The sequence below is a fragment of the Senimuribacter intestinalis genome, from assembly GCF_943192965.1.
GTDB classification, from domain to species: domain Bacteria; phylum Bacillota; class Clostridia; order Peptostreptococcales; family Anaerovoracaceae; genus Senimuribacter; species Senimuribacter intestinalis.
In genome coordinates, this window is the sequence record NZ_CALPCF010000017.1 from 38416 (window position 1) to 61641 (window position 23226).

The 23226-nt window shown below is 43.9% G+C and carries 14 protein-coding genes; all 14 read right to left on the reverse strand.

The genetic code is table 11. The annotated features are described in order from the left end of the window. Positions 1-109: 109 nt before the first annotated feature. The gene (locus tag NFR88_RS12970) at positions 110-595 is read right to left on the reverse strand and encodes a hypothetical protein (protein ID WP_251616533.1); all 486 of its coding nucleotides are present in this window, start codon (positions 593-595) and stop codon (positions 110-112) included. 122 nt (positions 596-717) lie between these two features. Beyond that, positions 718-1602: a hypothetical protein gene (locus NFR88_RS12975; RefSeq protein WP_251616536.1), complete on the reverse strand. Its 885-nt coding sequence runs from the start codon at positions 1600-1602 to the stop codon at positions 718-720. A 156-nt stretch (positions 1603-1758) separates the two neighbouring features. Beyond that, positions 1759-10422 (reverse strand): DNRLRE domain-containing protein, encoded by an 8664-nt coding sequence (locus NFR88_RS12980; RefSeq protein WP_251616539.1) that lies wholly within the window; start codon positions 10420-10422, stop codon positions 1759-1761. 147 nt (positions 10423-10569) lie between these two features. Then, complete coding sequence (locus tag NFR88_RS12985) at positions 10570-14403, reverse strand: PolC-type DNA polymerase III (RefSeq protein ID WP_251616543.1); 3834 nt, start codon at positions 14401-14403, stop codon at positions 10570-10572. Beyond that, positions 14404-15456, reverse strand: coding sequence for a flavodoxin-dependent (E)-4-hydroxy-3-methylbut-2-enyl-diphosphate synthase (ispG, locus tag NFR88_RS12990; protein WP_161907591.1), 1053 nt, complete (start codon positions 15454-15456; stop codon positions 14404-14406). Further along, positions 15453-16451 (reverse strand): RIP metalloprotease RseP, encoded by a 999-nt coding sequence (rseP, locus tag NFR88_RS12995; RefSeq protein WP_251616546.1) that lies wholly within the window; start codon positions 16449-16451, stop codon positions 15453-15455. The genes ispG and rseP overlap by 4 nt, the downstream gene beginning before the upstream one ends. Continuing rightward, complete coding sequence (locus tag NFR88_RS13000; RefSeq protein ID WP_251616549.1) at positions 16451-17581, reverse strand: 1-deoxy-D-xylulose-5-phosphate reductoisomerase; 1131 nt, start codon at positions 17579-17581, stop codon at positions 16451-16453. The genes rseP and NFR88_RS13000 overlap by 1 nt, the downstream gene beginning before the upstream one ends. 45 nt (positions 17582-17626) lie before the next feature. Continuing rightward, positions 17627-18415, reverse strand: a complete 789-nt coding sequence (locus NFR88_RS13005) for a phosphatidate cytidylyltransferase (RefSeq protein WP_251616552.1) — start codon at positions 18413-18415, stop codon at positions 17627-17629. A gap of 6 nt (positions 18416-18421) precedes the next feature. Next, a complete protein-coding gene (locus tag NFR88_RS13010; protein ID WP_161907595.1) occupies positions 18422-19150 on the reverse strand; it encodes an isoprenyl transferase in 729 nt (242 codons plus the stop codon). Between the two features lie 72 nt (positions 19151-19222). Beyond that, the gene (gene frr, locus NFR88_RS13015; RefSeq protein ID WP_160200791.1) at positions 19223-19768 is read right to left on the reverse strand and encodes a ribosome recycling factor; all 546 of its coding nucleotides are present in this window, start codon (positions 19766-19768) and stop codon (positions 19223-19225) included. A gap of 10 nt (positions 19769-19778) precedes the next feature. After that, entirely contained in the window at positions 19779-20483 is a 705-nt protein-coding gene (pyrH, locus tag NFR88_RS13020) for a UMP kinase (protein ID WP_161907596.1), read from the reverse strand. A 302-nt stretch (positions 20484-20785) separates the two neighbouring features. Continuing rightward, positions 20786-21049 carry a hypothetical protein gene (locus NFR88_RS13025; protein WP_160200789.1) on the reverse strand — a complete coding sequence of 88 codons (264 nt, stop codon included), beginning with the start codon at positions 21047-21049 and terminating at the stop codon, positions 20786-20788. Beyond that, a complete protein-coding gene (locus tag NFR88_RS13030; RefSeq protein ID WP_160200788.1) occupies positions 21046-22296 on the reverse strand; it encodes a DNA polymerase Y family protein in 1251 nt (416 codons plus the stop codon). The genes NFR88_RS13025 and NFR88_RS13030 overlap by 4 nt, the downstream gene beginning before the upstream one ends. Before the next feature lie 300 nt (positions 22297-22596). Then, positions 22597-23052 carry a RidA family protein gene (locus NFR88_RS13035; protein WP_251616555.1) on the reverse strand — a complete coding sequence of 152 codons (456 nt, stop codon included), beginning with the start codon at positions 23050-23052 and terminating at the stop codon, positions 22597-22599. Positions 23053-23226: the final 174 nt, after the last annotated feature.

Sequence of the window (23226 nt, forward strand, 5' to 3'; positions counted from 1 at the left end):
TCCCCCAAGAGTTACAGATATTTTGCTATTATTATTTTTTAGCGTCTAAGAATATTCCAGGCAGCCATTATGTGATTTCTGAGATTCACGCCAATTCAAGCTTTTCTTCCTAAGAACCGCAAAATATAATATGCTTTACTTGCTGCGCCTCCTGCTCTTTTAAAATGATTCCGTTTACTTTGTCTCTCATTACGAAGCAACAGCTATTTTCCCTGGTAAGATACAGAGTTTCTTTCTGTTTTTTATAGATTACACGTAAAGCAACACCTGCACAGCTCATCCTTCCACCCTTTTCTTTATTAACTTTGTGTGGAAACTTTCTGAAAATACGACTCACTATCTTTTTTTCTTCCTCTGAAAGTTCTCGAAGAAAATTCAAACGTTTTCCAGTCTCATCGGTTTCCCACAACTCAATTTGCATTACATTTTTGTGAATCATTTTCTCCTTTGTCCATGGGAGAATCATGCATCCTAGACCCGCCGCCATTGATATTAAAAGCCTTGTACTAGGATACCACTTGCAATATAGCAACAAGTTTACCCCCAAAATAACCACTCCTGCAAAACTTATATAAATTTTTTCTTTAATATCCATTTCACGCCTCATTGATATTTCAGGAATTATCTAGCTTACCCATCGTTGTGGAATCATTCCAAGCGTTTTCATTTTTTCAAAAATGCATCTGCATAAATTAAACCAAATCATATGCCACTGCTCTATGCAGGAAAAATAGGTTTTGCATATCCCAAAACACCTTCCCAACATTCTTTGATTAAAAACAATAAATCACGGCTAACTATCAATTTCCGTTCGAAAGACCAATACTCCCACGTCATGTTCACGGGTTCCAAAGCTGCCAAACCATCTTCGCTTATTCGATACAACTTAGTTGAAATACTTAATTTCTCGGCCAACTCCTTTGTGATTGATAATCGACCACAAGAATCGCACCTATGCGTATCGTATTTAATGCCATCTTGATAGATTGCTTTCGGGGGCAAAATATTTGTATTTCCGCTTAAGCAATACCCTACTATCATCTTTTTTATATTGCATACTGGAGAAAAATTACTCTCATGTATTCCCTTATTAATCAAAAAATCATATAATGGAACAGATAGAATCTGTGCTCCGCTGTCAGAAGCATATCCACAAAAGGTAAATTTAAACATCTTGGCACATGATGGTTCAAGTTTAAGAATTAGGGGACTCTTCAGTTTTGATGCATTACAAATTTCGCACAATTCTATTTTTGATTCAAGTTCTTCTCTATCACGAAAATTTTCATATTCCTCAAATTTGATTGGAAATTCAATCATTGCAGCAGAAGCTTTCCTATAGTCTTCCTCAGAAAATCCCAATTCCTCGTAATAGTCGATATGGTAGAATGGACTTAATCCATCTAGTTGTTCTTTCAAATCGTTATAATCTATTTCTCTGTCATTCATAAAAAAAGCTCTGCCATCACCATATATCATAGTGGGCACTTCAAACGTTCCATAATCATGATTAAATTTTCTTTCACGCAAAATTCGTTCTTTGTTAAAACACCCTATTACTTCATCTTTGATTCTTAATTCTAAGAAAATCTCTTTATGCATCCTTCTTCTCCACTGGTTACAAGACCTTTAATCTGAACCCATATACATGTCTACTACAATTAAATACTGCCTTCAGTTCTATCTTTTTTATAATCAGGTCATTAGGATAAGCCTAATGACCTGACTTTTATGATAAAACAATTAACTTAAGTTGGACTATTTCCAATGTTTTTCAATTTGATTCATTGCAAGTTGTCTTAACTCTGGCATATCACTATACACATACCGTATTATTTGTTTCATTTTTTTCTGCGTCATATTTGAATTAGGACCGCCTACATTTGCAATGACCTTTTTATAGCGTTTTGATATCTTTTTATGTAATTCTTTATCTAACACTACACAAGCAAAGTCTTTTTCATGAATATCAAAGTATCGTCGATATCTTTTTTCAATTATATGATGGATTTCAATTCTTCCTTTCTTTTGTCCTTTAAGCATCTTATTTAAGGATCTATATGTTCCTGTAATCAAATGCTTACCTTTTTTTAACTCCTTGATAGTAGTTGGTACTACTATTTTTAATTTCTTTAATTTCCCTGTAGCCTGAATGCCTTTTTTTACATAAGAGCCTGGAACAAAAGGAATAAATGTAGCTCCAATATCCCATAATAGATATCCTGCAGCTTTCCATGAAGGTGCCTCCAAAAAACTTGCAGCACTCCACCCGATGCTTGCTACATCAATTACTGTTTCCCAGAAATGCCCACTCGGATCGACATAATTCACCGGGTTATTCGCACAGTACGCATACAGATGCAAGGTATTCGGGTCATTCTCACTACCCCTGTACGTATCCTCCGTCAAAAACCTTTTATCCGCCGGGTCATAATACCTGGCATTCAGGTAATAAAGCCCCGTGTTCGCATCATAAATTCCTCCGGTATAGCAGATTTCGTTATACAAATCCCCGTGGACAGTCGTCTCGCCAAAATCACTGTATTCATAAGAGTTTGCACAGTTTCCGCTGCTGTCCAAAACGCTCGTGGTGCTGCTTCGGATATCCTTGTTGTAGAAGTAATAATCCTTACCAGTTTCAGCATCCCGCTCAGCAGCAATGATATTTCCAGCATCACCTAGAAGATTCAAAGACTTCTTCCCTGCACTGCCATCGGTAAAGACCACACTGCCGCATCCATAAGCATAGTGCGTCTCTTCGGAAGCCTTGCCCTGTACCTGCTCATACTTGGCAATACGCTGCCCCTGCCCGTTATACAGATTCTCCTGCCGGAAAACTTCCGCGCCATTTTCTGTATAGGTCACCGTATCTAGCCTGTTATCTGCATCATAGATAAAATCTCGAACAGTATCCCCGCTGACCTGCCGAATCTGATTACCGTTGGCGTCATAAAGGTAAGCAGTGCCGTCACTTGCAACCAGCTGATTCAAGCTGTTGTACGTATTCGTCGTCTCCACCTTGCCAGTTCTGAAATCCTTCACCGTCAAGCAGTTTCCAATTTCATCATAGGTGTATTGCTTGCCGGCGCCCAATATTATTCTGCCTAAATTATCATACTGATAATACCGGGACTCGCTTACCTGATTTTCCGTTTCCTGAGGATAGAAATTTTTCCTTACCTCTTCTATAATCTGGTCATCATAATTATAGGTATAAGTATATTTTTCAGCCTCTCCATCCCGTTCACTGTCTGTTACTGTGATAGATGTATTTCGATCCAGCTTATCATACCCATAAGTCTTCAATGCATAGCCGGTGCCACCGAGAGCCTCTCTGTTGTCCTTAATCGTTTCAATCTGCCCACGGACGTTGTATGTGTACTCACGAAGCACTGCGCGGCCTGTGCTCGTAACCGCCGTAATCTCAGAGAGTCTGCCGTAATCATCATAGGCATATTCCAGTGCCTCTACCTGACTGTCAAATCCGGACGGATAGCTTACCCGTACAAGGCGGTCATCATTGTCATAAGCATAAGTAATCCTCCTTGCTTCAAGCTGTCCTTCACTTGGCTGTGCACCCTCACAAGAAACCTCCGCCTCGCTGATCAGGTTTCCACTTTCATCATACCTTGTTTCCGTCCATCTGTAAAGGGTTTTGCTTCCGCTCTCAAAAGCATAATCCTTCATCTCTGATACGTTACCGCCAGTATCATAAGAAAACTCTGTCCGCAGTGTCTGCGCACCTGCTGCATCAAAATAATTGATTGCAATTTCCCTGTCCAGACTGTCATACTCGTAAGTCCTGTAGTTTCCTGCAGCATCCGTCTCTTTGGAAAGGGTTCCATCCTCAGCATATCCATAGGTCTTCGTAATTTCTCCATCAGCGGCATTTCCGATGGTGGATTCGCTGATAACCTGCCCGGAAAGATTTGTAACAGTTCTGCTCTTCGTACCGTTTGCCATGGTAATCGTAACCGAAGAGGCTTCATTTCCCTCTGTTGGGTCTGCATAGCTAACTGAGGTTTTCACGGCAGATACGTTCGCATCCTGTACAAACTCCGTCAGTCTGCCCTCTATGTCATAAGCCATCGTGTCTGAATTAAAAAAGGAACTATGGTCGACTCTTACTGCCTGATTCTGATCGTTATAAAACGTCTTACTTTGAATTGAGAATTCTCCAGGTCTGCATCCCTTCGCTTCTCTGTCGTAGTCTGCATCACGAATGGTTCGTATCTGATTGCCCCTGGCATCATAGAGATACGCAGTGATGGCAGTATCCGCCATGGTCTGCCCTTCCCCTAAAGTGACCTGACTCAGGCAATTTCCTGACTTATCGTAGGTGTAGTAGGTGGAAATACCTTGGCTATCCTGACGAAGGACATTACCACTTCCGTCTGTAAAAGTTTTGCTCACCTGACTTCCAGAAACTGTAGTCGTAATCTTAGCATAAACTTTCTCTGTATCCCCAAGGGCTGCGTTTTTATCAATGGAGCCATAATGGATAGACGTAGACTCACTTCTCTGCTTGCCTCCAGTGGTTGTCACAGTGTTTGCAACGCGATTCATATTGTCATAGGTATAGCTTACGCTCTCTGTCTGTGACTTTCCATTCTCTGTTGTAGTAGTCGTCTGGCTGCTTACCGCATCGTTTGCTGTATAGCTGGTTACAACCGTGGTGATACGGCTGCCTTCCTGCTCTGTAGCCCTTGTCACTCTGCCAAAACTGTCATAGGTATAAAAGCCCATAGACTTCAATACGCCGCAAACAGTAACGGTGCTTTCCAGCTCTCTGCCCATCAGGTCATATTTCGTAACGGTCACTGTAACGGTATCGCCTACAGTTTCCGTAGTAGTCTCCGTCTTATTACCCGCACTGTCATAGGTGTATGAATAAGTCACAGTACTGGTCACAACACCGTTGATGCTTTCTGTCTCAGATTCGATTTCTCCATAAAGGAAATCATCAATATCTCCGTCTTCTTCTGTATAGTAGTCATAGTCTGTACGGACTCCTGTAATATTGTCAAACTGTGAAGTCAGATTTCCAAAGATGTCATAGAGATAGGTGAAATCGCCTGTGACAGTACTGCCTCGCCTTGTGATTTCACGGCTTGGAAAATCTTCGTCAAATTCTCCAGTATTGTCGTATTCATACTCAACCAGTTCCTCCCACTGACTGATTTCTGTGGCTTCTTCTGTCACATTTAAGGTATCATCGTATTCTGTAGTCGTCACATAAGTGTCAATCTGCTCTGTTACAAGACCTGTTTCTTCACCAATTACCTCATAAGTAACCTGCTCTGTGGTCTTTGCCAGCATTTCATCGCGATAGGAATATGCAGTGACGAGACCATTTCCGTCGACTACCTCCAGACAGTTTCCCGATGCCACGTCAAAGGCAGCAGTTTCTTCGCTCAATGTAAAGCCATCTTTTTTCACGGCAGTTACAGTCTGTTCCATGCCTTCTGCGCCTTTACTGCGAGTAAACAAAAGACTTTCTCCGTCTGGATAGACTGCTTCCTTTACGCTGCCATCTCTGTCTGCCTCTATCTGATAGACATTTCCTGCAGCGTCTGTCATGATTTTTAAGTTTCCATTTCCGTCATACCCATAGGTAAAGCTTGCGCCGGTTTCTCCGCCTGTTCCCAGCCTTGTCGCCTTTGCAAGACGTCCATCCGCATAAGTGTATGACATGCCGCTTCCGTCAGGCATGATGACTTTCTTGACTGTTGCAGGGTCAGTGCCAGCCTTATCGTTATATACAAAAGTCATTTCCAGATTATTGCTTGTCATGACGCTTTTGACAAGCCCTGTATAAAGATCATAGGTAAAGAGAAGGAAATTTCCATTCGGCTCTTCCATATATACAAGCTGCCCGGATGCACTAAAATAGTAGCTGAGATTCTCCTTAGTTTCTACAAGGTAAGCTGCTTCTATCGTCTTTTCTACTTTGCCATCCTGTGACCCAGTACTCTTATCCGGAAGCTTTATGGTAATCTTTCCTTCCTCGCCGGAAAGCTTGCGAAGTGTCAGGTATTTTCCCATGGATGAAATATACTCGCCGCTTGCGTTAGGCTCCTTTGTAAAGAAGAATAACGTGCCGGAACTATCCTTCATCACAAGCCTTTGCCCTGTTTCCAGTTTATCGCTGTAATCTGTCGAAAGAAGCTCAATATCATAATTATGGTTCCAGCCGATACCAAAAGCTGATTTTGAAGATGCCATACTGTTGTAGGTGCGCGTAAGTTCCACAGGAAGCTGTTCATTCGGCAAGGTCAAGTCGGTCTGCTCATAGAAGAAGTTCCCCTGACTCTTTTCGATAGCGCCGCTGCCGGAAGGCAGCTGAAAATCTGCATAGTTCCAATATTCTTTATATCCAAGGCGTTTGATGAACTCATTCTCATCAACCACAGTACTTTCTGCTTCGTCAGAAAAAGCACTATAGCTGATGACCGCTCCCTTATTATCTCTTTTAACAGCACGAACCCGGTAGTAAAATCTGGTCTCGTAGTCTGCGTTAGGCTCAACAAAGCAGCCTGCATTTACTTCCGCCAAAGGCTCCTGCAGCAAAGGATCAAAGCCCTTTTCTGTACTGCGATAAATTTCGTAGCTGATATCCTCCGGCAAACTTTCCGGAATCTTCCACTTCAAATAAGTCTTATAATTGATCTTATCCTTGGCAGAAAGACCTTTTGGACGGTAGTTTTCCATTCCGTCTATGACAAAGGTTTCCGTCTCCACCCTGTCAAGGGTAAGCATAACTTCTGATGGCATGCCGTTTTCTTTGACCGCCTTGATGGTCAGACTTTCGCTTGTAAGAGAGCCGTCTGACAGAGATAGAATCTCCACAGTTTCCCCTGCTTTAATCTCTACAAAATCTCCCGTCGTCTTTGCATAGTAAGTACAGTCTTCCTCAGATTCCCTTAAGGTAAAGCTGACCATATTTTCCATGGTAACAAGCCCTTCGCCCTTTTCATTAAAGGAAATTTTCTCTGCTCGTGCATTTTCTATGAGCGTGCTACTATAAGCTGCGCCGCCGAAAAGTCCATGGGTTACAGCAGCGACACAGTATGGTCTTCCTTCCTCATATTTTCCCTTACCGTCTTCTGTTTTTAGACTACTGGTCTGGCTGTTTTCTTCTGCTTTCTGATTCTCAATGTACCAGTCGGCGCTAGAAAGGGTAAAGCTTCTGAAAAAGCCTGCAGTCAGCTGCATATATGCTGCATCTGTGCCAAATATAATCTGCGGACTGTCATAGCTTTGATCGTCCGGTCTTTCGATACGAAAAGCCGGATCTACAATTGTTGGCGCTGGACAATTCTCGTCCTTATATATATCACAGGTTACAGTTTTCACGTTACCTGCAATGTCCATTACTTCCAGTTTGATGGTATACCAGCCGGCTGCATAGTTTTCGTTATACAGACCTATGTCGCCGAAAAGCGCATCTTCCTTTTCTGTATCACCAGAAAGCACCTCTCTGTAGCTTTCATCTGCCGCTGATTTTTCTTTGATATATATTTTCCAGCCGGAAAATTCTTCATCTGCAGCGCTGCCTCTGATGATACCCTGATCTGCCTCTGCAATCTCTGCTGTAGGAAGAGTCTTGTCCACTCTGATATTGATGGTTCTCTCTTCGCCCGGCAGACCGTCCTGATCAATTGCCCGCACGCTGAGTATATATGTACCTTCTTTATCCGGAAGCACTGCGGTAAAAGTGCCGGAAAGTGTCGTAATGCCGGTAATATCGGTCCAGTCCGCATCTTTTTCTTCTACTTTGTACTGCAGACCGGTAATCGCTTTGACAGAAGATGGCATGTTAAACTGCACTATCGTTTCTCCGCCCTTTGAGGTGGCAGCAGTAAGCTGCGGCTTTGCAATGCGGTTAGCTATCGTAATTTCTTTGGTGATGGTCTTTCTGTTTCCTGCCGCATCGGTTAGGTTCATCTTCAGCACATAGGTACCGTTTGCTATTTTTCTTGTATCAAAGGCTTTAGAATTTGCACCGGAGGTAGAGCCTGAAGCGTTGTCATAGATATCGCAGACTTTTTCACCAGCTGCGCCATTCTCTCCCTTTTGATGCAGGCTCATGATATTGCTGACAACCGGGCTTCCGGTATCCAGGTCTGGAGTTCCGGTAATGTACGAAATACCGGAAAGCTCATTTGTCTCTGTAATTTCACCTTGATTTTTTGCTGAAATGCGTCCTGTCGGCGGCTCATTGTCAAACCAGTAAGGAATCTCGCTGATGCATGCATTACCTGCCTCGTCGGTAACCTTTACATAAATAGCATATCTTCCCTGTATCACAAGGCTTTCTTCGATATAGAAAGTTGCCATGTATGCGCCTCCCGACTTGGAAAGATACAGACTTTCAGGCGTCTTGTATCGCTCTGGTACAGGATTGGTGCCCGGCCAGTCAAGGACATAGGTGATGTTTTCTTCTTTAAATTCTGTGGTAATATCGTCTTTGATTCCTGTCAGCTGCACCATCGGCTGCGGGTTGGTCCTCCATCCGGAAATGCTTGGTGATACACTTTCTACAATATACGCGGATTCGACCGTTGGAGCCTCTTCATCCTGTATGCCGTTAATCTGTACAGGCCCTCGTGTATGGATTGTGCTCGATCCATTGTAGTAGTCCATTCTAAACTCAAGACGGTATGTACCGCTTTCAATGTCATCAGGAATCGGTATATCCATCGTAAATTTTCTGCCGGACTGGCTTGTTTCAATGGTTTCAAAGGCACCTGCCGGATTGACCGCCTGTCCTGTTTCTGTATTGACAAGACGATACTGGATACTTGTAATAGCGCCCGATAGAGGAGTTTGGTATATGATATTTATTTTCTCTCCTGCTTCATAGGAATCATTTAATAAGTTCCAAGTATCCATAACGCCGTCACCATCTCCAAAATACGTAACGGAAAGTTTTGGACGATAGGTGGTACTTGTGTATCTGCTGCCGTAAAATTCCGCATATGCAGTGCTGCTTTCCTGCGCATTTCGTAACATAATGCCGTAATTGCTCGAACCAGTAGAAATATTTCTCGCAAAGAGGGTCAGATTAAAACGTCCCGCTCTTTTATCTACACCAGATGTTGTCATACTGGAGGTTCTGGTTGCGCCCACGGTCGGCTGTTTATTCCATGTGATGGTCTTTTTGTCCCAACTGCTGGTAACCTTATATGCTTCAATCGTTCTGCCGCTGTAACTGTCTGCATTTTCATATACGGAAAGTTCTGCGCTGTCTACAAGGGTGCCATTGATGACACTTTTCAGGCTTAAGAAGTTGATATAGGTTCTGTAAGTACCGCCGGAGCCTTTGCCTACAGGCATACTCTGTCTTGCTGTGGTATAGTAATTAGTGGAGGCACTGCCGCTGTAAACATAAGCATCCCACAAACTTTCCCCGCTGCTGGTATTCGCCCAGGTGTTAGTCGGGTCGATGGTAACCGGATACTCACGTTCTTTTGCTTTCAAATATTTCTTGTCGATGGTTAGAGTCAGGATATATGTATCCGTTTCGTCCTCTTTTTCCTCGATGGTATATGCTAAATCCTCGCTGTAGGCTTCGCCTGTCGCATCGTTCATGTTTGGAGGCAGTATCTGGTTAACCAGTTCCTTGCTCTTCTTATCATAAAAACCAATGCTTCCATCAGCTTCTGATACTTCTGCCACAAGTCCCGGCGCGCTGATTTCAAACTGCAGTTCGTTTTTTGCTGGTCTTTTGGTCAGCACGATATTTTCTTTAATGCCGGTGTTTAGGGAGATATATTCTACGTAGGCAAGGGCTGTCTCGTCTTTGTAGGTGGCCTTGACGTTCTTTTTCTTCACATTACCATAGGCATCTTCAGTCTTTTCTTTTTCTTTCTTTACTTTTACCTTTTTTCCGAAAAAATCTTTATATGTTTTTTCGGTCGGTGCGATGGTAATCTGGTAGTCGTCTTTTTCCAGCAGAACCGGCGTCTCTTCCGACAACGCTTCAGGTATGTACTGATAGGAATCTCCTGCAGTATTTCTATATAGGTAGCCGCTTCTGTCCTGCTTCTCTTCGCTCTGCGCTAGGAAAGCACTGTCAAGCTCTATATATGCAGGGTCATAGTCTGTCAACTCTCCATTTTCATCTTTGAATCGCACATTTTCTGTGAAGAAGATACTGTACCGCTTCTTTCCTCCCAGGTCAAAGGTGGTGTAGTCTTCTCCGCTTTCTGAAAGGATTGCTTCGTCTTCTGTCACGTCTTCTGGATTCAGATAGGTGATTGCTTCGCTGCCTGTGTTTGCGCTTGTGCCAGCTCTTTCCTTCTGCTGATCGCTGTCATCTGCGAAGGTTGCTGCCGGAATAGCGCTTACAACGAGGCAAACACTTAGTAGGATGGCAATGGTTTTCTGAATTGGGTTACATGTTTTTCTTTGATTCATTGCTTTCTCTTCCTTTCTTTTTCGATATCTATATAAGCAAAAAGCCACATTGTCTAGGTGTGGCTTTCTGGTTATATTTGTATTATATATATTTATGGTTTTGTTTGCAAGTGTTTTTTTGCTTTTCTGAAAATTCTTTAGTAATTCTTAAAACAGTGACAACTGATCTGTTTCCGGCAGTCCTTCAAACACGCCATGAGTACGCAGCGCTTCCACCGCCGTTTTGTTCAGTTTAGAACGATTCACCGCTTCCTCAATGGTGTCAAACGGCTTTTCGGCATAGGCATCAGCAAAAGCTTTCGCCGCAGTATCCCCCACGCCTTCCAGCGCCACAAAGGGCAGCAGCACCTTTCCTTCGTCGGACCAGAACTTCAATGCATGGGATTTTCCAAGGCGTGCAGGCGCAAACTCGTAGCCTCTGGAATACATCTCATAGGCAACTTCCAGCACCAGAACATCCGCCTGCTCTTTGGCAGTAGCGTTGTTTCCCATGGCTTCAATCATCTCAATTCTGTCTAAAATAGCCTGTGGCCCTTTCATGATAGTATCTGCGTCAAAGTTTGCCACCGTACTGGTAAAGTGGGTCGCATAGAATTCCACCGGATAGTAAACCTTGTACCACGCCATACGGAAGGACATCATAACATAGGCTACCGCATGGGCACGCGGAAACATGTACTGGATTTTAATACAGGAATCGATATACCAGTCCGGCACACCATGCTCCTTCATCACCGCCAGCTGTTCTTCTTTCAGAGGTCTGTTTTTACGAACGTCCTCCATAATCTGGAAGGAGGTCTTATTCTCTATACCTTTCAGAATCAGATAGTTCATGATGTCGTCACGAGTAGAGATAACTTCTCTCATGGTTGCCGTGCCGCTTCTGATATAATCCTGTGCGTTGTTGAGCCATACATCCGTACCGTGAGAGAATCCAGAAATACGCACCAGATCCGCAAACTTATCCGGCTTAGTGTCATCCAGCATCTGCCGTACAAAGGCAGTACCAAATTCCGGAATCGCATAGGATCCATGGGTGTATTTGTAGTCCGGATTCTTGATGTTAAGCGCCTCGATGCCGTTAAAAATGGATAAAACCTTTCTATCTGTAAGGTCTGCTTTCATCGGGTCAATTCCGGTCATATCCTGCAGCTGACGAATCATGGATGGAATATTATGCCCCAGAATATCCAGCTTCAGCAGGTTCTCGTCAATCTTATGATAATCAAAATGCGTAGTAATGATGTCACTCTTCACATCGTTTGCCGGATGCTGCACCGGACAGAACTCGTAAATTTCGTGGTCGTCCGGCACGATAATAATACCGCCCGGATGCTGACCAGTGGTTCGCTTTACACCAGTACAGCCCTGAGTCAGCCTGTCCGCCTCGAATTTATTAATCTGCCGATGAAATTGATCGGCAAATTTCATCACATAGCCGTAGGCAGTTTTTTCTGCAACAGTACCTACAGTGCCTGCCTTAAACACGTTCTTCTCACCAAAGATTTCACCTACGTATTTATGTGCTGTCGCCTGATATTCCCCTGCAAAATTAAGGTCGATATCCGGCTCTTTGTCGCCGTTAAATCCAAGGAAAGTTGCAAATGGAATTGTATAGCCGTCCCTGTTCATCGGTGTGCCGCATTCCGGGCAGTCCATTTCCGGCATATCGATACCGCAATCATAAAGCTGCATATCGCCCCAAATCAATTTCTTACAGTTCGGGCAGATATAGTGAGGATCCAGAGGATTTACCTCAGTAATTCCCGCCATAGTCGCCGCAAAGGAAGACCCTACGGAACCTCGAGATCCGACCAGATAACCATCCTCCATGGACTTGTGCACCAGCATCTGCGCCGATACATACATGACCGCATAGCCGTTATCAATAATAGATGAAAGTTCTTTTTCCAAACGTTCAGCAATGATTGTATCCATATTCTCGCCGTAAATGCTGTGTGCCTTCTGCATGCAGGTTTCCCGCAAAGTTTCTTCCGCACCGGCAATCTTCGGAGGGAATTTTCCCTTTGGTACTGGCAGAATGCTGCCGTCAATCATGTCTGCGATGAGATTGGTATTTTCGATGACGACTTTGTATGCCGTCTCTTCACCAAGATAACGGAATTCTTCCATCATCTCATCGGTGGTTCTCATGTAAAGACCCTGCCCGTTTTCAGCATCCTTAAAGCCCATGCCGGCAAGGAGTATATTTCTGTAGATGGCGGACTCCGGTTCATCGTAGTGGGCGTCGGTGGTTGCAACTACCGGCTTTCCCATCTTTTCTCCCAAAGCCACAATCTGCCTGTTATGTTCACGCAGCTCTTCCTGACCGGAAACCATTCCCTGTTCAATCATAAACTGATTGTTAATCAGCGGCTGAATTTCCAGATAATCGTAAAAGCTTGCAATTTCTTCAATTTCTTCCTGGCTCTTACCGCCTGCTATAGCACGATACACCTCCCCGGCTTCGCAGGCAGAACCGATGATAAGTCCTTCTCTGTGCTCTGCGATAACTGATTTAGGAAGTCTGGGTCTTTTATAAAAATATTCCAGATGAGAATAAGAGACCAACTTGTAAATATTTTTCAGGCCCTCCTGGGTTTTCGCAAGCAGAATGATATGGTTAGTCGGATTCTTTTTATAATCAATAGAACCGTCCTCGTTATGGCAGTCTCTGTCGTCAAAGACGTAACCCTCCATACCGTAGATAATCTTGATGTCGACAGGGTTTTCTTTATCGCCTGCCAGCTTCTTTGCAGTCTTTGCGGCATCTGGAAAGCTCTGCACTACACCGTGGTCTGTAATGGCCACAGCCGGCTGTCCCCACGCAGCAGCAGTTTTAACAAGATTTGCTACTTCGTTTAATCCGTCCATAGCGCTCATCTTAGTATGCGCATGAAGTTCCACTCGCTTTCCGCCTTCGTAAGTATCCTTTCGTTTTTTCACCTTACCCTTATTGATATCCTTAATCATTACAGTCAGGCAGTTATCGTAGCGATCCCATTCAGTCTCACCGCGGACTTTAATAAAGTCTCCGCTTTTCAAAAGGCTGTCAATCTCTTCCCACTTATTATTAGAGCAGAAAGTCTTCAGACAAACAGAAGTCTTCTTATCAGTGATTAACAGTGTTACCAGTTTCTTCTCATTTCTGATTGGTCTAGCGTCTTTTTTGAAAAGGATTCCTTCTAAAATAACTGTACCTGTATCTGCCTCTAGTCCGGACATAGGAATTGCTTCACCAAAAATATCTTTTCCCATAATCCGGTTTCCTTCTGCCGGTGTTTCCTTCTCGCGGCGTTTAAACCCGCCGTTCTGACCGCCAAAGCCACTATTGCCTCCGCCATTTCCATTATTACCGCCAAAGCCACCACCTGCCGCAGGCTTTGCGCTCTCACTTTTATGCATCTGCGCTGCTTTTTTTGCTTCTTCAAGGGACGCTTTAATGTCAGATTCCTCCGATTCGATCCAACTTTCTGCAGCCTTCATGTAACTGTCTTCATCGTTGACAAAGGTCACATCTTTGTGAATTCCAAAGTGTTCAGCAAGAAGCTGCTTAAACTGGTAAGCAACCTTTTCATTGAGCTGCTCAGTTGCCAGTCTGCCCAGCGCATAGATCTGCAGTTTTTCTCCTTCACAGATAAACTTGCTGCTTTCGATAGATTTGGTAATCGCCGCATATTTCCCGTTGATAATTTCTATCATATGAGGAATGAACAGCGGAATAATTTCCTCCTCAGAAAGAATCACATTCTCGTAATTATACTTGAATTTAACATCTTTCAGCGCTTCAATCTCATGCAGAATCACGCCTTTAAGCTTCGCCATGGAAAGGCAGGGCATAATAAAATTGAGCCGGAGGCTAATGGTTAAAACTCCGGTCTCACTTTCGATGACTGCTTCTGTAATTTCGTATGTATACTGGCTTTTGTCATGTCCCGAAAGGACATCCCAATCTATGTTCTGTTCAATTAATGCTCTCATTTATACACTCGCTTTTTTCTTTATCATGTCAATTAATGCATCTACAATGTCGCATTCATTTACGGTTTTAATAACCTGTCCTTTTGCAAAAATGACACCTTTTCCATCGCCGCCGCACGCCCCGAAATCCGCCTCTCTGGCTTCACCCGGACCGTTGACGACGCAGCCCATGACAGCAACCTTCAGTGGACGCGAAACAGCAATTTCACTAAGGCGTTCTTCTACCTGTGCCGCAAGGCTCTGCAGGTCGACTCTGGTTCTGCCGCAGGTCGGACAGGAAATCAGATCAATCTGCGGCGTTCTGATGCCAATGCTTTCCAATATTTCCCGGGCATAAACTACCTCTTCTACAGGATCTGCTGTCAAAGAAACCCGCATCGTATCACCGATACCAGCAAGCAGCAGCGCACCGATCCCCACTGCCGATTTTACCTTGCCGCGCTTCAGTGTGCCTGCCTCGGTAATGCCAATATGAATGGGATGCTCGGTTTTCTCAAAGACTAGTTTATGCGCTTCGTAGTTCATCCGAACATCAGATGATTTTAAGGAAAGCACTAAATTGTCATATCCCATATCTTCAATGAGCGCAGCATTTCTGAGGACGCTTTCGCACAGACCTTCTGCCGTAACGCCGCCGTTTTTCTCCAAAATATCTTTTTCAAGGGAACCGGAATTAACACCGATTCTGATTGGCACGTTCCGCTCTTTTGCTGCTGTTACGACCGCCCGAACTCTTTCGGTACTTCCGATATTTCCGGGATTAATTCTGATCTTGTCAGCGCCTTGCTCGATTGCCGCAATGGCAAGACGATAGTCGAAATGAATGTCTGCAACCAGAGGCACGGACACCTGTTTTTTCACCCGTCCAAAGACCTCTGCCGCTTCCATATCGGGCACAGCGATTCTGACGATTTCACAGCCTGCAGCTGTCAATCTGTCAATCTGCGCAAGCAATCCCCTTTCGTCTCTAGAATCCACATTGGTCATGGATTGAATGGAAATCGGTGCTCCGCCGCCAATTTTTATATTTCCGCAATAAACGCTTTTTCTCATGATGTAAATAACCTCGTAATGTCATTCCACGTAACGAATATCATAAAACCGAAGAGCAGGATCATCCCTGCGCCGTGAATTTTTCCTTCTAAATTGTCGCTAATCATCTTTCCAGTAATCTTTCGAATGATGACGAAGATAATTCTTCCGCCGTCCAGCGCTGGAAGCGGCAGCATATTCATCAGTGCTAAGTTCAGGCTGATCAAAGCTACCAAATACCCGAAATAAATCATGCCGTAATTCTTTGTCTCACTGACAAGGGAAACAATACCCACTGGACCTGACAGTTCGTCTGTAGAAACTTCACCGGAAACCAGCTGTGCCAGCGCCGAGAACATCCCCTTTGTCATACTCCAGGTTCCCTTTGCACCGTTTGATACCGCAGTCAACGCATTATGACTCACCTTGGAAGTAACGCCAATGATATACCTGCCATCTTCCGTTTTCTCCGGTGTCATCTCAAAAGTCTCTTCTTCTCCATTCCGCTCCACCGTGATGGAAAGCCTGTCTTCACCGCTGCCGATTGCTGCAGCAATGTCATTCCATTTTTCAATAGGCGTACCGTTTACCGATAAAACCTTGTCTTCGGAAAGAAGACCTGCTTCATAGGCAGGCGTACCTGTTTGAACTTCATCGATAGTAGTAGTTGCTGTTCCAATATATCCCATCACAAGAGTCATTGCCAGAATTGCAATAAGCACATTCATAGCAGAGCCTGCAAGGAGTACCGAAATCTTTGCCCAGACCGGCTTGTTGTTAAACGCTCTGCTGCTTTCAGATTCCTCATTCTCACCTTCCATCGCGCAGTATCCGCCGATAGGAATCAGTCTGATAGAATAAAGCGTCTCACCCTTTTGCCGCTGAAAAATCGCAGGTCCCATACCAAATGCAAACTCGTTGACTCTTACACCTACTGCTTTCGCCACAGTAAAATGCCCCAGCTCGTGTGGGAAAATCAACATAACAAACAATATCACTGCATAAATCACTGTCATCACAAAACCTCTTTACGAATTTCTTTATCAATATTTATAATCTCATTTAACCCTAAATTATATGTAGGCGTGTGATCATCTAGTATTTTTTGTATGTTTTTTTCGATGTCCAAAAAGGCAATCTGTCCTTTCAGGAACCTGTCCACCATAACCTCGTTGGCAGCATTGAGTACTACTGGATAGCTGCCGCCTGCTTTTGATGTTTCATAAGCCAGATTAATACAGCCAAACACTTCTGTATCTGGCTCTTCAAAGGAAAGGCTTGCGCCTTCTTCGAAAAAGTTAATGCGTTTACCCGCATCAGGAATCCTCTGCGGATATCCCAGCGCCACGCTGATAGGAATCCTCATATCGGCAGAGCCCATCTGGGCAATGACAGAACCATCTTCAAACTCTACCGCCGAATGCATAATGCTCTGGGGATGAACCAGAATCTGAATATCAGAAAGCGGCACATCAAAGAGCCATTTTGCCTCGATGACCTCAAGCCCTTTGTTCATCATGGTTGCAGAATCTATGGTAATCTTTTTCCCCATACTCCACTTGGGATGATGAAGCGCCTGCGCTAGTGTAACATCTGCCAATTGCTGACGGCTAAAGCCGCGAAAAGGTCCGCCTGAGGCAGTCAGCAGAATCTTTCTGATTTTCTTTCCCTGGTTGCCCTGTAAACACTGAAAAATTGCGCTGTGTTCGCTGTCTACAGGAAGCATTCTAGCGCCTTTTTCCTGTACTGCTTTCATTATCAGTTCACCGCCTGCAACCAGAGTTTCTTTATTGGCAAGGGCGATTTCCTTGCCTGATTGAATGGCGTGATAAGTAGGTACCAGACCGCGAATCCCCACCAGAGAATTTAGGAGAATCTGGCTGTCGTCCTCCGCTGCAGCCAGCAATCCCTTTTCTCCCCAAAGAAAGTCCACCTTTGGATAGGCTTTCGCCAAGCGACATGCATCTTCTTCTAACTCAGTGACCGCCTGTTTGGGCGAAAACTTTTGAATCTGCTGTTCAAGAAGCTCTGTATTCTGACCGCAGGCTAATGTTTCTATTTGAAATTGTTCCCGGTTCCTTTCGATGACATCCAGCGCCTGCGTGCCGATAGAACCGGTACTTCCCAAAATTGTAACTTTTTTCATCTATACTATAACTCCCCTAAAAAGGTTAAAAACCCTGCATTTCATTTAGCCTAAAAGGATAAATTGAATGTAGTAGTAAACCACCGGTGCGGTGAATAGCACGCTGTCGAAGCGATCCATAATACCACCGTGTCCCGGAATTAGATTCCCATAATCCTTGATCCCCATTTTTCTCTTATATGCTGAGGCTGTTAAATCGCCGCACTGTGACAGTACTGCTCCGATCAAGCCGATTACAAGACAGTGAAGCCAGATTCTCGGTATGACAAAATAACCGAATAGACCGCAGCAGATTACACTGCCCAAGGTTCCTCCGATTGCACCCTCGATGGTTTTTTTCGGACTCAGCACCGGACAGAGTTTATGCTTACCGAAGAGATATCCGCTGAAATAGGCGAAGATATCCGTACAAAAAGCTGATAAAAGTACCAGCCAAATCAAGATGGAATATTCGCCGCTACTATCTACCAGTACCACATGATAAGAGAAAAATACTACGTAGATAATCCCCAGCATAGTTGCCATTCCATCTTCAATTTTCCGCTGATCGATCTTAAAGATATAAATGGAACTTGCCATAATGCACGCTGCCAGCCAGCCGGTCAAATACATTTGCGGCTCGGGTGTCAGTCCATGAATCAGATACAGCACCACCATCGCACAGTAAGCAATTTTTTCTGAGGGATGAATATCCATGGCTTTAAAACCGTTAAAAAACTCTCTGACACCAATCAAGCCCACCAGAATACATGCGGCAGCAAGCCAATAGCCCCCCAAATATACTACAGCTAAAAGTGGCACCATACAGAGCCCTGAAATCACTCTTGTCTTCATAAATACTTACTTCCTTCCTCCGAATCTCCTATCGCGATTCTGGTATGCTTCGATAAGCCTCTCGTATTCTGCTGGCGAAAAATCCGGCCAGAATACATCGGTAAAGGCAAATTCGCTGTAGGCGCTTTGCCACAGCATGAAATTGGAAAGCCTCTCTTCTCCGCTAGTCCTTATAATCAAATCCGGATCAGGGATATTGCCGTTTTCGTCACCGGTATAAAGATATCTGCTGATTAGTTCCTCTGTAATTTCTGTTTCTTCGTCTAAAGCGCCTTTGCGTATGTCCTCATAAATACGTCTTACCGCTCTGACAATTTCTGCCCTGCTTCCATAGTTGAGGGCTATATTAAACTGAAGACCTGTATTGTTTGCCGTCGTCTCCAGTGATTTTTCAAGTCTTTCTACTGCAATTTTCGGAATAACACTGTAGTCTCCCAAAACCTTGACTTTCACATTATTTTCGTGAAGTTCGGAAAGTTCACTGTCCACGTATTTAACTAGAAGTTTGAAAATACCACCCACTTCTTCTTTAGAGCGCTTCCAGTTTTCTGTGGAAAAAGCATAAACCGTCAAATATTTTACTCCCAGTACAGAAGATGCTTTGACAATTTCTTTCATTGCCAGCATGCCTGCGTTGTGTCCTGCCAAACGAGGCAGCCCTTTCTTCTTTGCCCATCTGCCGTTTCCATCCATAATGATAGCAACGTGAGCCGGAATTCTGTTCTGATCTATCATGTTTCCCTCATAACTTGGGGGCTATCTCAATGTATGAAACAGCCCCGCATTTTATAAAATCTCTTTCATATTTTAGATCTCTAAAATTTCTTTGTCCTTTGCTGCCACAACCTCATCGATGTCTTTTACAGCCTTTTCGATGGTCTTCTGCACAATGTCCAGTTCTTTCTTCAGATCGTCCTCTGTCAGTTCTCCGTCTTTTTGCTGTTTCTTCAGGCTGTCGTTAGCTTCTCTTCTCAGATTTCTAACTGCAACTTTAGCATCTTCTCCCATTTTCTTGGTAGTCTTAGTCAGTTCTTTTCTTCTTTCTTCTGTCAGCTGCGGAATGGTCAGTCTGATACATTTTCCATCGTTAGACGGCGTAATACCGATTTCTGCCATATTGATTGCCTTTTCAATGTCACCGATGGACTTTGGATCAAAAGGTGCAATCATCAGGGTTCTTGGATCCGGTACAGAGATATTGGAAAGATTCTTAAGCGGTGTCGGGCTTCCGTAATAATCCACTGATACCTTATCTAATAATGCAGGGTTTGCTCTGCCTGCTCTGACTGTGTTCAAATCCTCTTTTAGAACTGCAATACTCTTTGCAATTCTTTCTTCTAAACTTTTACTCATTTGGTTCCTCCTATTTGATAATCGTGCCGATTTTTTCGCCATAAACTGCGCGCAGGACATTTCCCTCTTCAGAAATGCCGAACACATGAATGGCAATGTGATTGTCTTTGCACAAAGTTGCGGCTGTCAAATCCATGACTTTCAGGTCCTTCTCCAAAACTTCCATGTGGGTCAGTTCATCGTATTTAACCGCATCCGGATTGGTGTTCGGATCGTCCGAATACACTGCGTCCACATTCTTTGCCAGTAAAATTACATCCGCATCTATTTCCACAGCTCGAAGAGCTGCGGCTGTATCGGTGGAAAAGAACGGGTTTCCTGTTCCTGCACCGAAAATAACAATATCCTTGTGTTCCAGCTGACTGATTGCTTTTCTTCTGGCATATGGTTCAGCAATCTCTCTCATCTCAATTGCAGTCTGCACCTTAGCCTTGACGCCTACTGCAAGAAGTGCATCCTGCAGTGCTAAAGAGTTCATTACCGTCGCCAGCATACCCATATAATCTGCTGTTGCACGATCCATATCTTTGCTGGTTCTTCCTCTCCAGAAATTGCCTCCGCCCACAACGATGGCAACTTCCACGCCGAGATCATGGATTTCCTTGACTTGTCTTGCGACTTTCTGCGTCATCGCCTCATTGATTCCGAATTTGTCACTGCCGGCAAGCGCTTCTCCACTAATCTTCAGAAGAACACGTTTATATTTTGGTTCCATTCTATGCTCCTTTGATTTGTTTGCTCTGTGAGGTTATTCTAACATGACGACTCCTCTAAAAATAGAATCGCAAGTCATGCTTCAATGTTCTCTCAAGCGCCAAAATCTTCGATTTTGTTTGCGCTGTGAGGTTATTATAGCATGACGACTCCTTTAAGAATAAAATCGTTAGTCATGCTTCAATGATTCCTTCCTTGCGGCAACGCCGCTTTGAGATTATGGAATCATTATAACATATCTTTCCCTAAGGGTGAACAGATTTTTCGCTTTTATTGCCGACTTTTCCCATTAAATTTCTGTCGTCATACTTTATAGAGTTCCCACCTGCATTGTTCAATAATATATTTCAGCTGATAAATTTTTTCGATTCCGCAGATTTCTGACTGACAGGTGTAAATAAAAGCATGAATCCCTGCCAGCCTGCTTTCCTCCACACACTGAATCCGATCCACAGACACTGCGATTCGCTCGCCGGAATCCTCATAATACTTGAATTTGTATGGAACCGGCTTCTTATGGCCTGCAAAGACTGCAACTACGTCTATAGGTTTTGCCACGATCTTCATAGCTTATATCCTCCCATCATCACATAATTTCCATCATTGACGCCGCCTTCCAAAGGCTTCATATCCGTATTGACAAAAGTCCCTCGATAAATGGCTGTTTGCCCAAATCGATCTCTAATCTGATCCACCACTGTATTTAAGTTTTCATCTTCTACAATTCGCTGCAAATCATAGATAGACAGCTGGTACTCATCTTTGCGAACAAAAGCAGACAAATGAATACCTATCTGGCGAATAGGCTCTCCTTTCCAGCACGCAGAAAACAGCTGACACAAGTAATCGTAAATGCCAGTGGTGTCGTCCAGAAAAAAAGACAGCTGCATCTGATGGCTATAACGAATAAACCCATTAGTCTTAACGCTGATCCCGATCAGCGACGCCTTGCACCGATGCCTTCGCAGCCTGCTTGTTACTCTGTCGGTCAGTGCCAGAATATAGTGCTGCGCCTCCTCTTTATCCGTCACATCATAGGGCAGTGTCATGCTGTTGCTGAGACCTTTCTGCAAAACCTGATCATTGGGCACTACTCTATCATGATCAATTCCATTGGCGTATTCCCAGATCAGCTGTCCATGGCTTTTCAAAAGGCTGCGCAAAAGTGCCTTATCGCTATGTGCCAGGTCCCCTATCGTATTGATATTAATCTTTCTGAGTTTCCGCACGGATGCTCTGCCCACCATAAACAGTTCACCTACAGGAAGAGGCCATAACTTCTCTTCAATTTCTTTGCGATTTAAAAGCGTGTGCACCTTGTCTGGCTTCTCTAATTCCCCTGCCATCTTCGCCAGTAATTTATTAGTACCCACTCCGACATTGACGGTGAATCCCAATTCTTTTCGAATCCGATCCCTTATGCTAAAAGCGGTCTCTATCGCTTGTGCACAATTCCGATTGCCCCTGTCCAGTTCCACAAAGCACTCATCTACGCTGAAACGCTGTATCACTGGTGAATATTCCTGCAAAATACTGTACATGGCCTCACTGCACGCCAGATAAAGGTCATAGTCCGGAGGAAATACCTGCAGATTCGGACATTTGCGGAACGCCTCAAAAAGGCTCTCGCCAGTTTTAATCTGGTATTTTTTCGCTGCCATAGACTTCGCTAAAATAATGCCGTGACGATCTTTCGGGTCTCCTGCGATGACAGAAGGAATCTGTCTGATATCCTGTCCGTATCCCTGCTCCAAAAGTTTCACAGCGCTCCAGCTGAGATATGCTGAATTGGCATCCACATGTAAAATCGTCATCCCCTACACCTCCTAAGAGAACGTATGTTCTTTTCGTAGTTTCACTATATCACGTTCCTTGACTCCATGCAACAGGAAACTTTTCCCAAAATCTGCTTTCATGAGACCCTGCCTACTCCCGCATTTTACGCAAACAAAAGCAGAATGCGCGCTAACGGTTATTTGCCGTCAAACCAACATCCTGCCTTATAAATTTGCCATTTCTAGTATTGCAGAAATCCTTTGCCGCCTCTGTACCTCAGTTCACATTCAGCAATTCTCCCCCCCAGTCTGCAATTCCTCAAAATCATGGTTTGCTCTTTAAACTTCTACAATCGCCTCAATTTCTACCGGTGCATCCATAGGAAGCTGATTGGTTCCCACAGCAGTTCGTGCGTGTCTTCCCTTTTCACCAAAAACATCATAAAGAAGCTGCGAAGCAGCGTTTGCTACAAGATGCTGCTGCATAAAGCCTGTCTTGCTATTGACAAACACCTGGATTTTCGTAATGTTTTTTACCTTATCCAAATCTCCCAAATAGTCCTTCAGCGCTGCCATTAAATTGATAATGCATCTTCTCGCTGCCTCCTCAGCCTGTTCCATAGAAACAGTATCTCCTACCTTGCCGCTTACTAAAAGCTTTCCATCAACAAAAGGTACCTGTCCTGCAACAAATAGAGCATTTCCCAGTTGTTTTACTGGAATGTACATTGCACCTGGAGGAGACGCTAAGGGTAATTCTATTCCGAGTTCTTCAATTCTTTTTTCTGTAATCATTAAAATCACCTCATCTTTCATCATTGTCTTTACTAATTTGATTATACTCCGCAGGAGTTTGTTTGTCAATATTCAGTTGACAAACAGTCAATTAATTTCATGTCATCCTCTGCTGCATACGTCATCGATAGGATTCCCCTATCGGTTTTGCTTACAATATGTCTTGCTGATTGC

Coding starts and splice junctions, on each gene's coding strand:
- NFR88_RS12970 (WP_251616533.1), bottom strand. CDS start 595: ATGGATATTAAAGAAAAAATTTATATAAGTTTTGCAGGAGTGGTTATT.
- NFR88_RS12975 (WP_251616536.1), bottom strand. CDS start 1,602: ATGCATAAAGAGATTTTCTTAGAATTAAGAATCAAAGATGAAGTAATA.
- NFR88_RS12980 (WP_251616539.1), bottom strand. CDS start 10,422: ATGAATCAAAGAAAAACATGTAACCCAATTCAGAAAACCATTGCCATC.
- NFR88_RS12985 (WP_251616543.1), bottom strand. CDS start 14,403: ATGAGAGCATTAATTGAACAGAACATAGATTGGGATGTCCTTTCGGGA.
- ispG (WP_161907591.1), bottom strand. CDS start 15,456: ATGAGAAAAAGCGTTTATTGCGGAAATATAAAAATTGGCGGCGGAGCA.
- rseP (WP_251616546.1), bottom strand. CDS start 16,451: ATGACAGTGATTTATGCAGTGATATTGTTTGTTATGTTGATTTTCCCA.
- NFR88_RS13000 (WP_251616549.1), bottom strand. CDS start 17,581: ATGAAAAAAGTTACAATTTTGGGAAGTACCGGTTCTATCGGCACGCAG.
- NFR88_RS13005 (WP_251616552.1), bottom strand. CDS start 18,415: ATGAAGACAAGAGTGATTTCAGGGCTCTGTATGGTGCCACTTTTAGCT.
- NFR88_RS13010 (WP_161907595.1), bottom strand. CDS start 19,150: ATGATAGATCAGAACAGAATTCCGGCTCACGTTGCTATCATTATGGAT.
- frr (WP_160200791.1), bottom strand. CDS start 19,768: ATGAGTAAAAGTTTAGAAGAAAGAATTGCAAAGAGTATTGCAGTTCTA.
- pyrH (WP_161907596.1), bottom strand. CDS start 20,483: ATGGAACCAAAATATAAACGTGTTCTTCTGAAGATTAGTGGAGAAGCG.
- NFR88_RS13025 (WP_160200789.1), bottom strand. CDS start 21,049: ATGAAGATCGTGGCAAAACCTATAGACGTAGTTGCAGTCTTTGCAGGC.
- NFR88_RS13030 (WP_160200788.1), bottom strand. CDS start 22,296: ATGACGATTTTACATGTGGATGCCAATTCAGCATATCTCAGCTGGAGC.
- NFR88_RS13035 (WP_251616555.1), bottom strand. CDS start 23,052: ATGATTACAGAAAAAAGAATTGAAGAACTCGGAATAGAATTACCCTTA.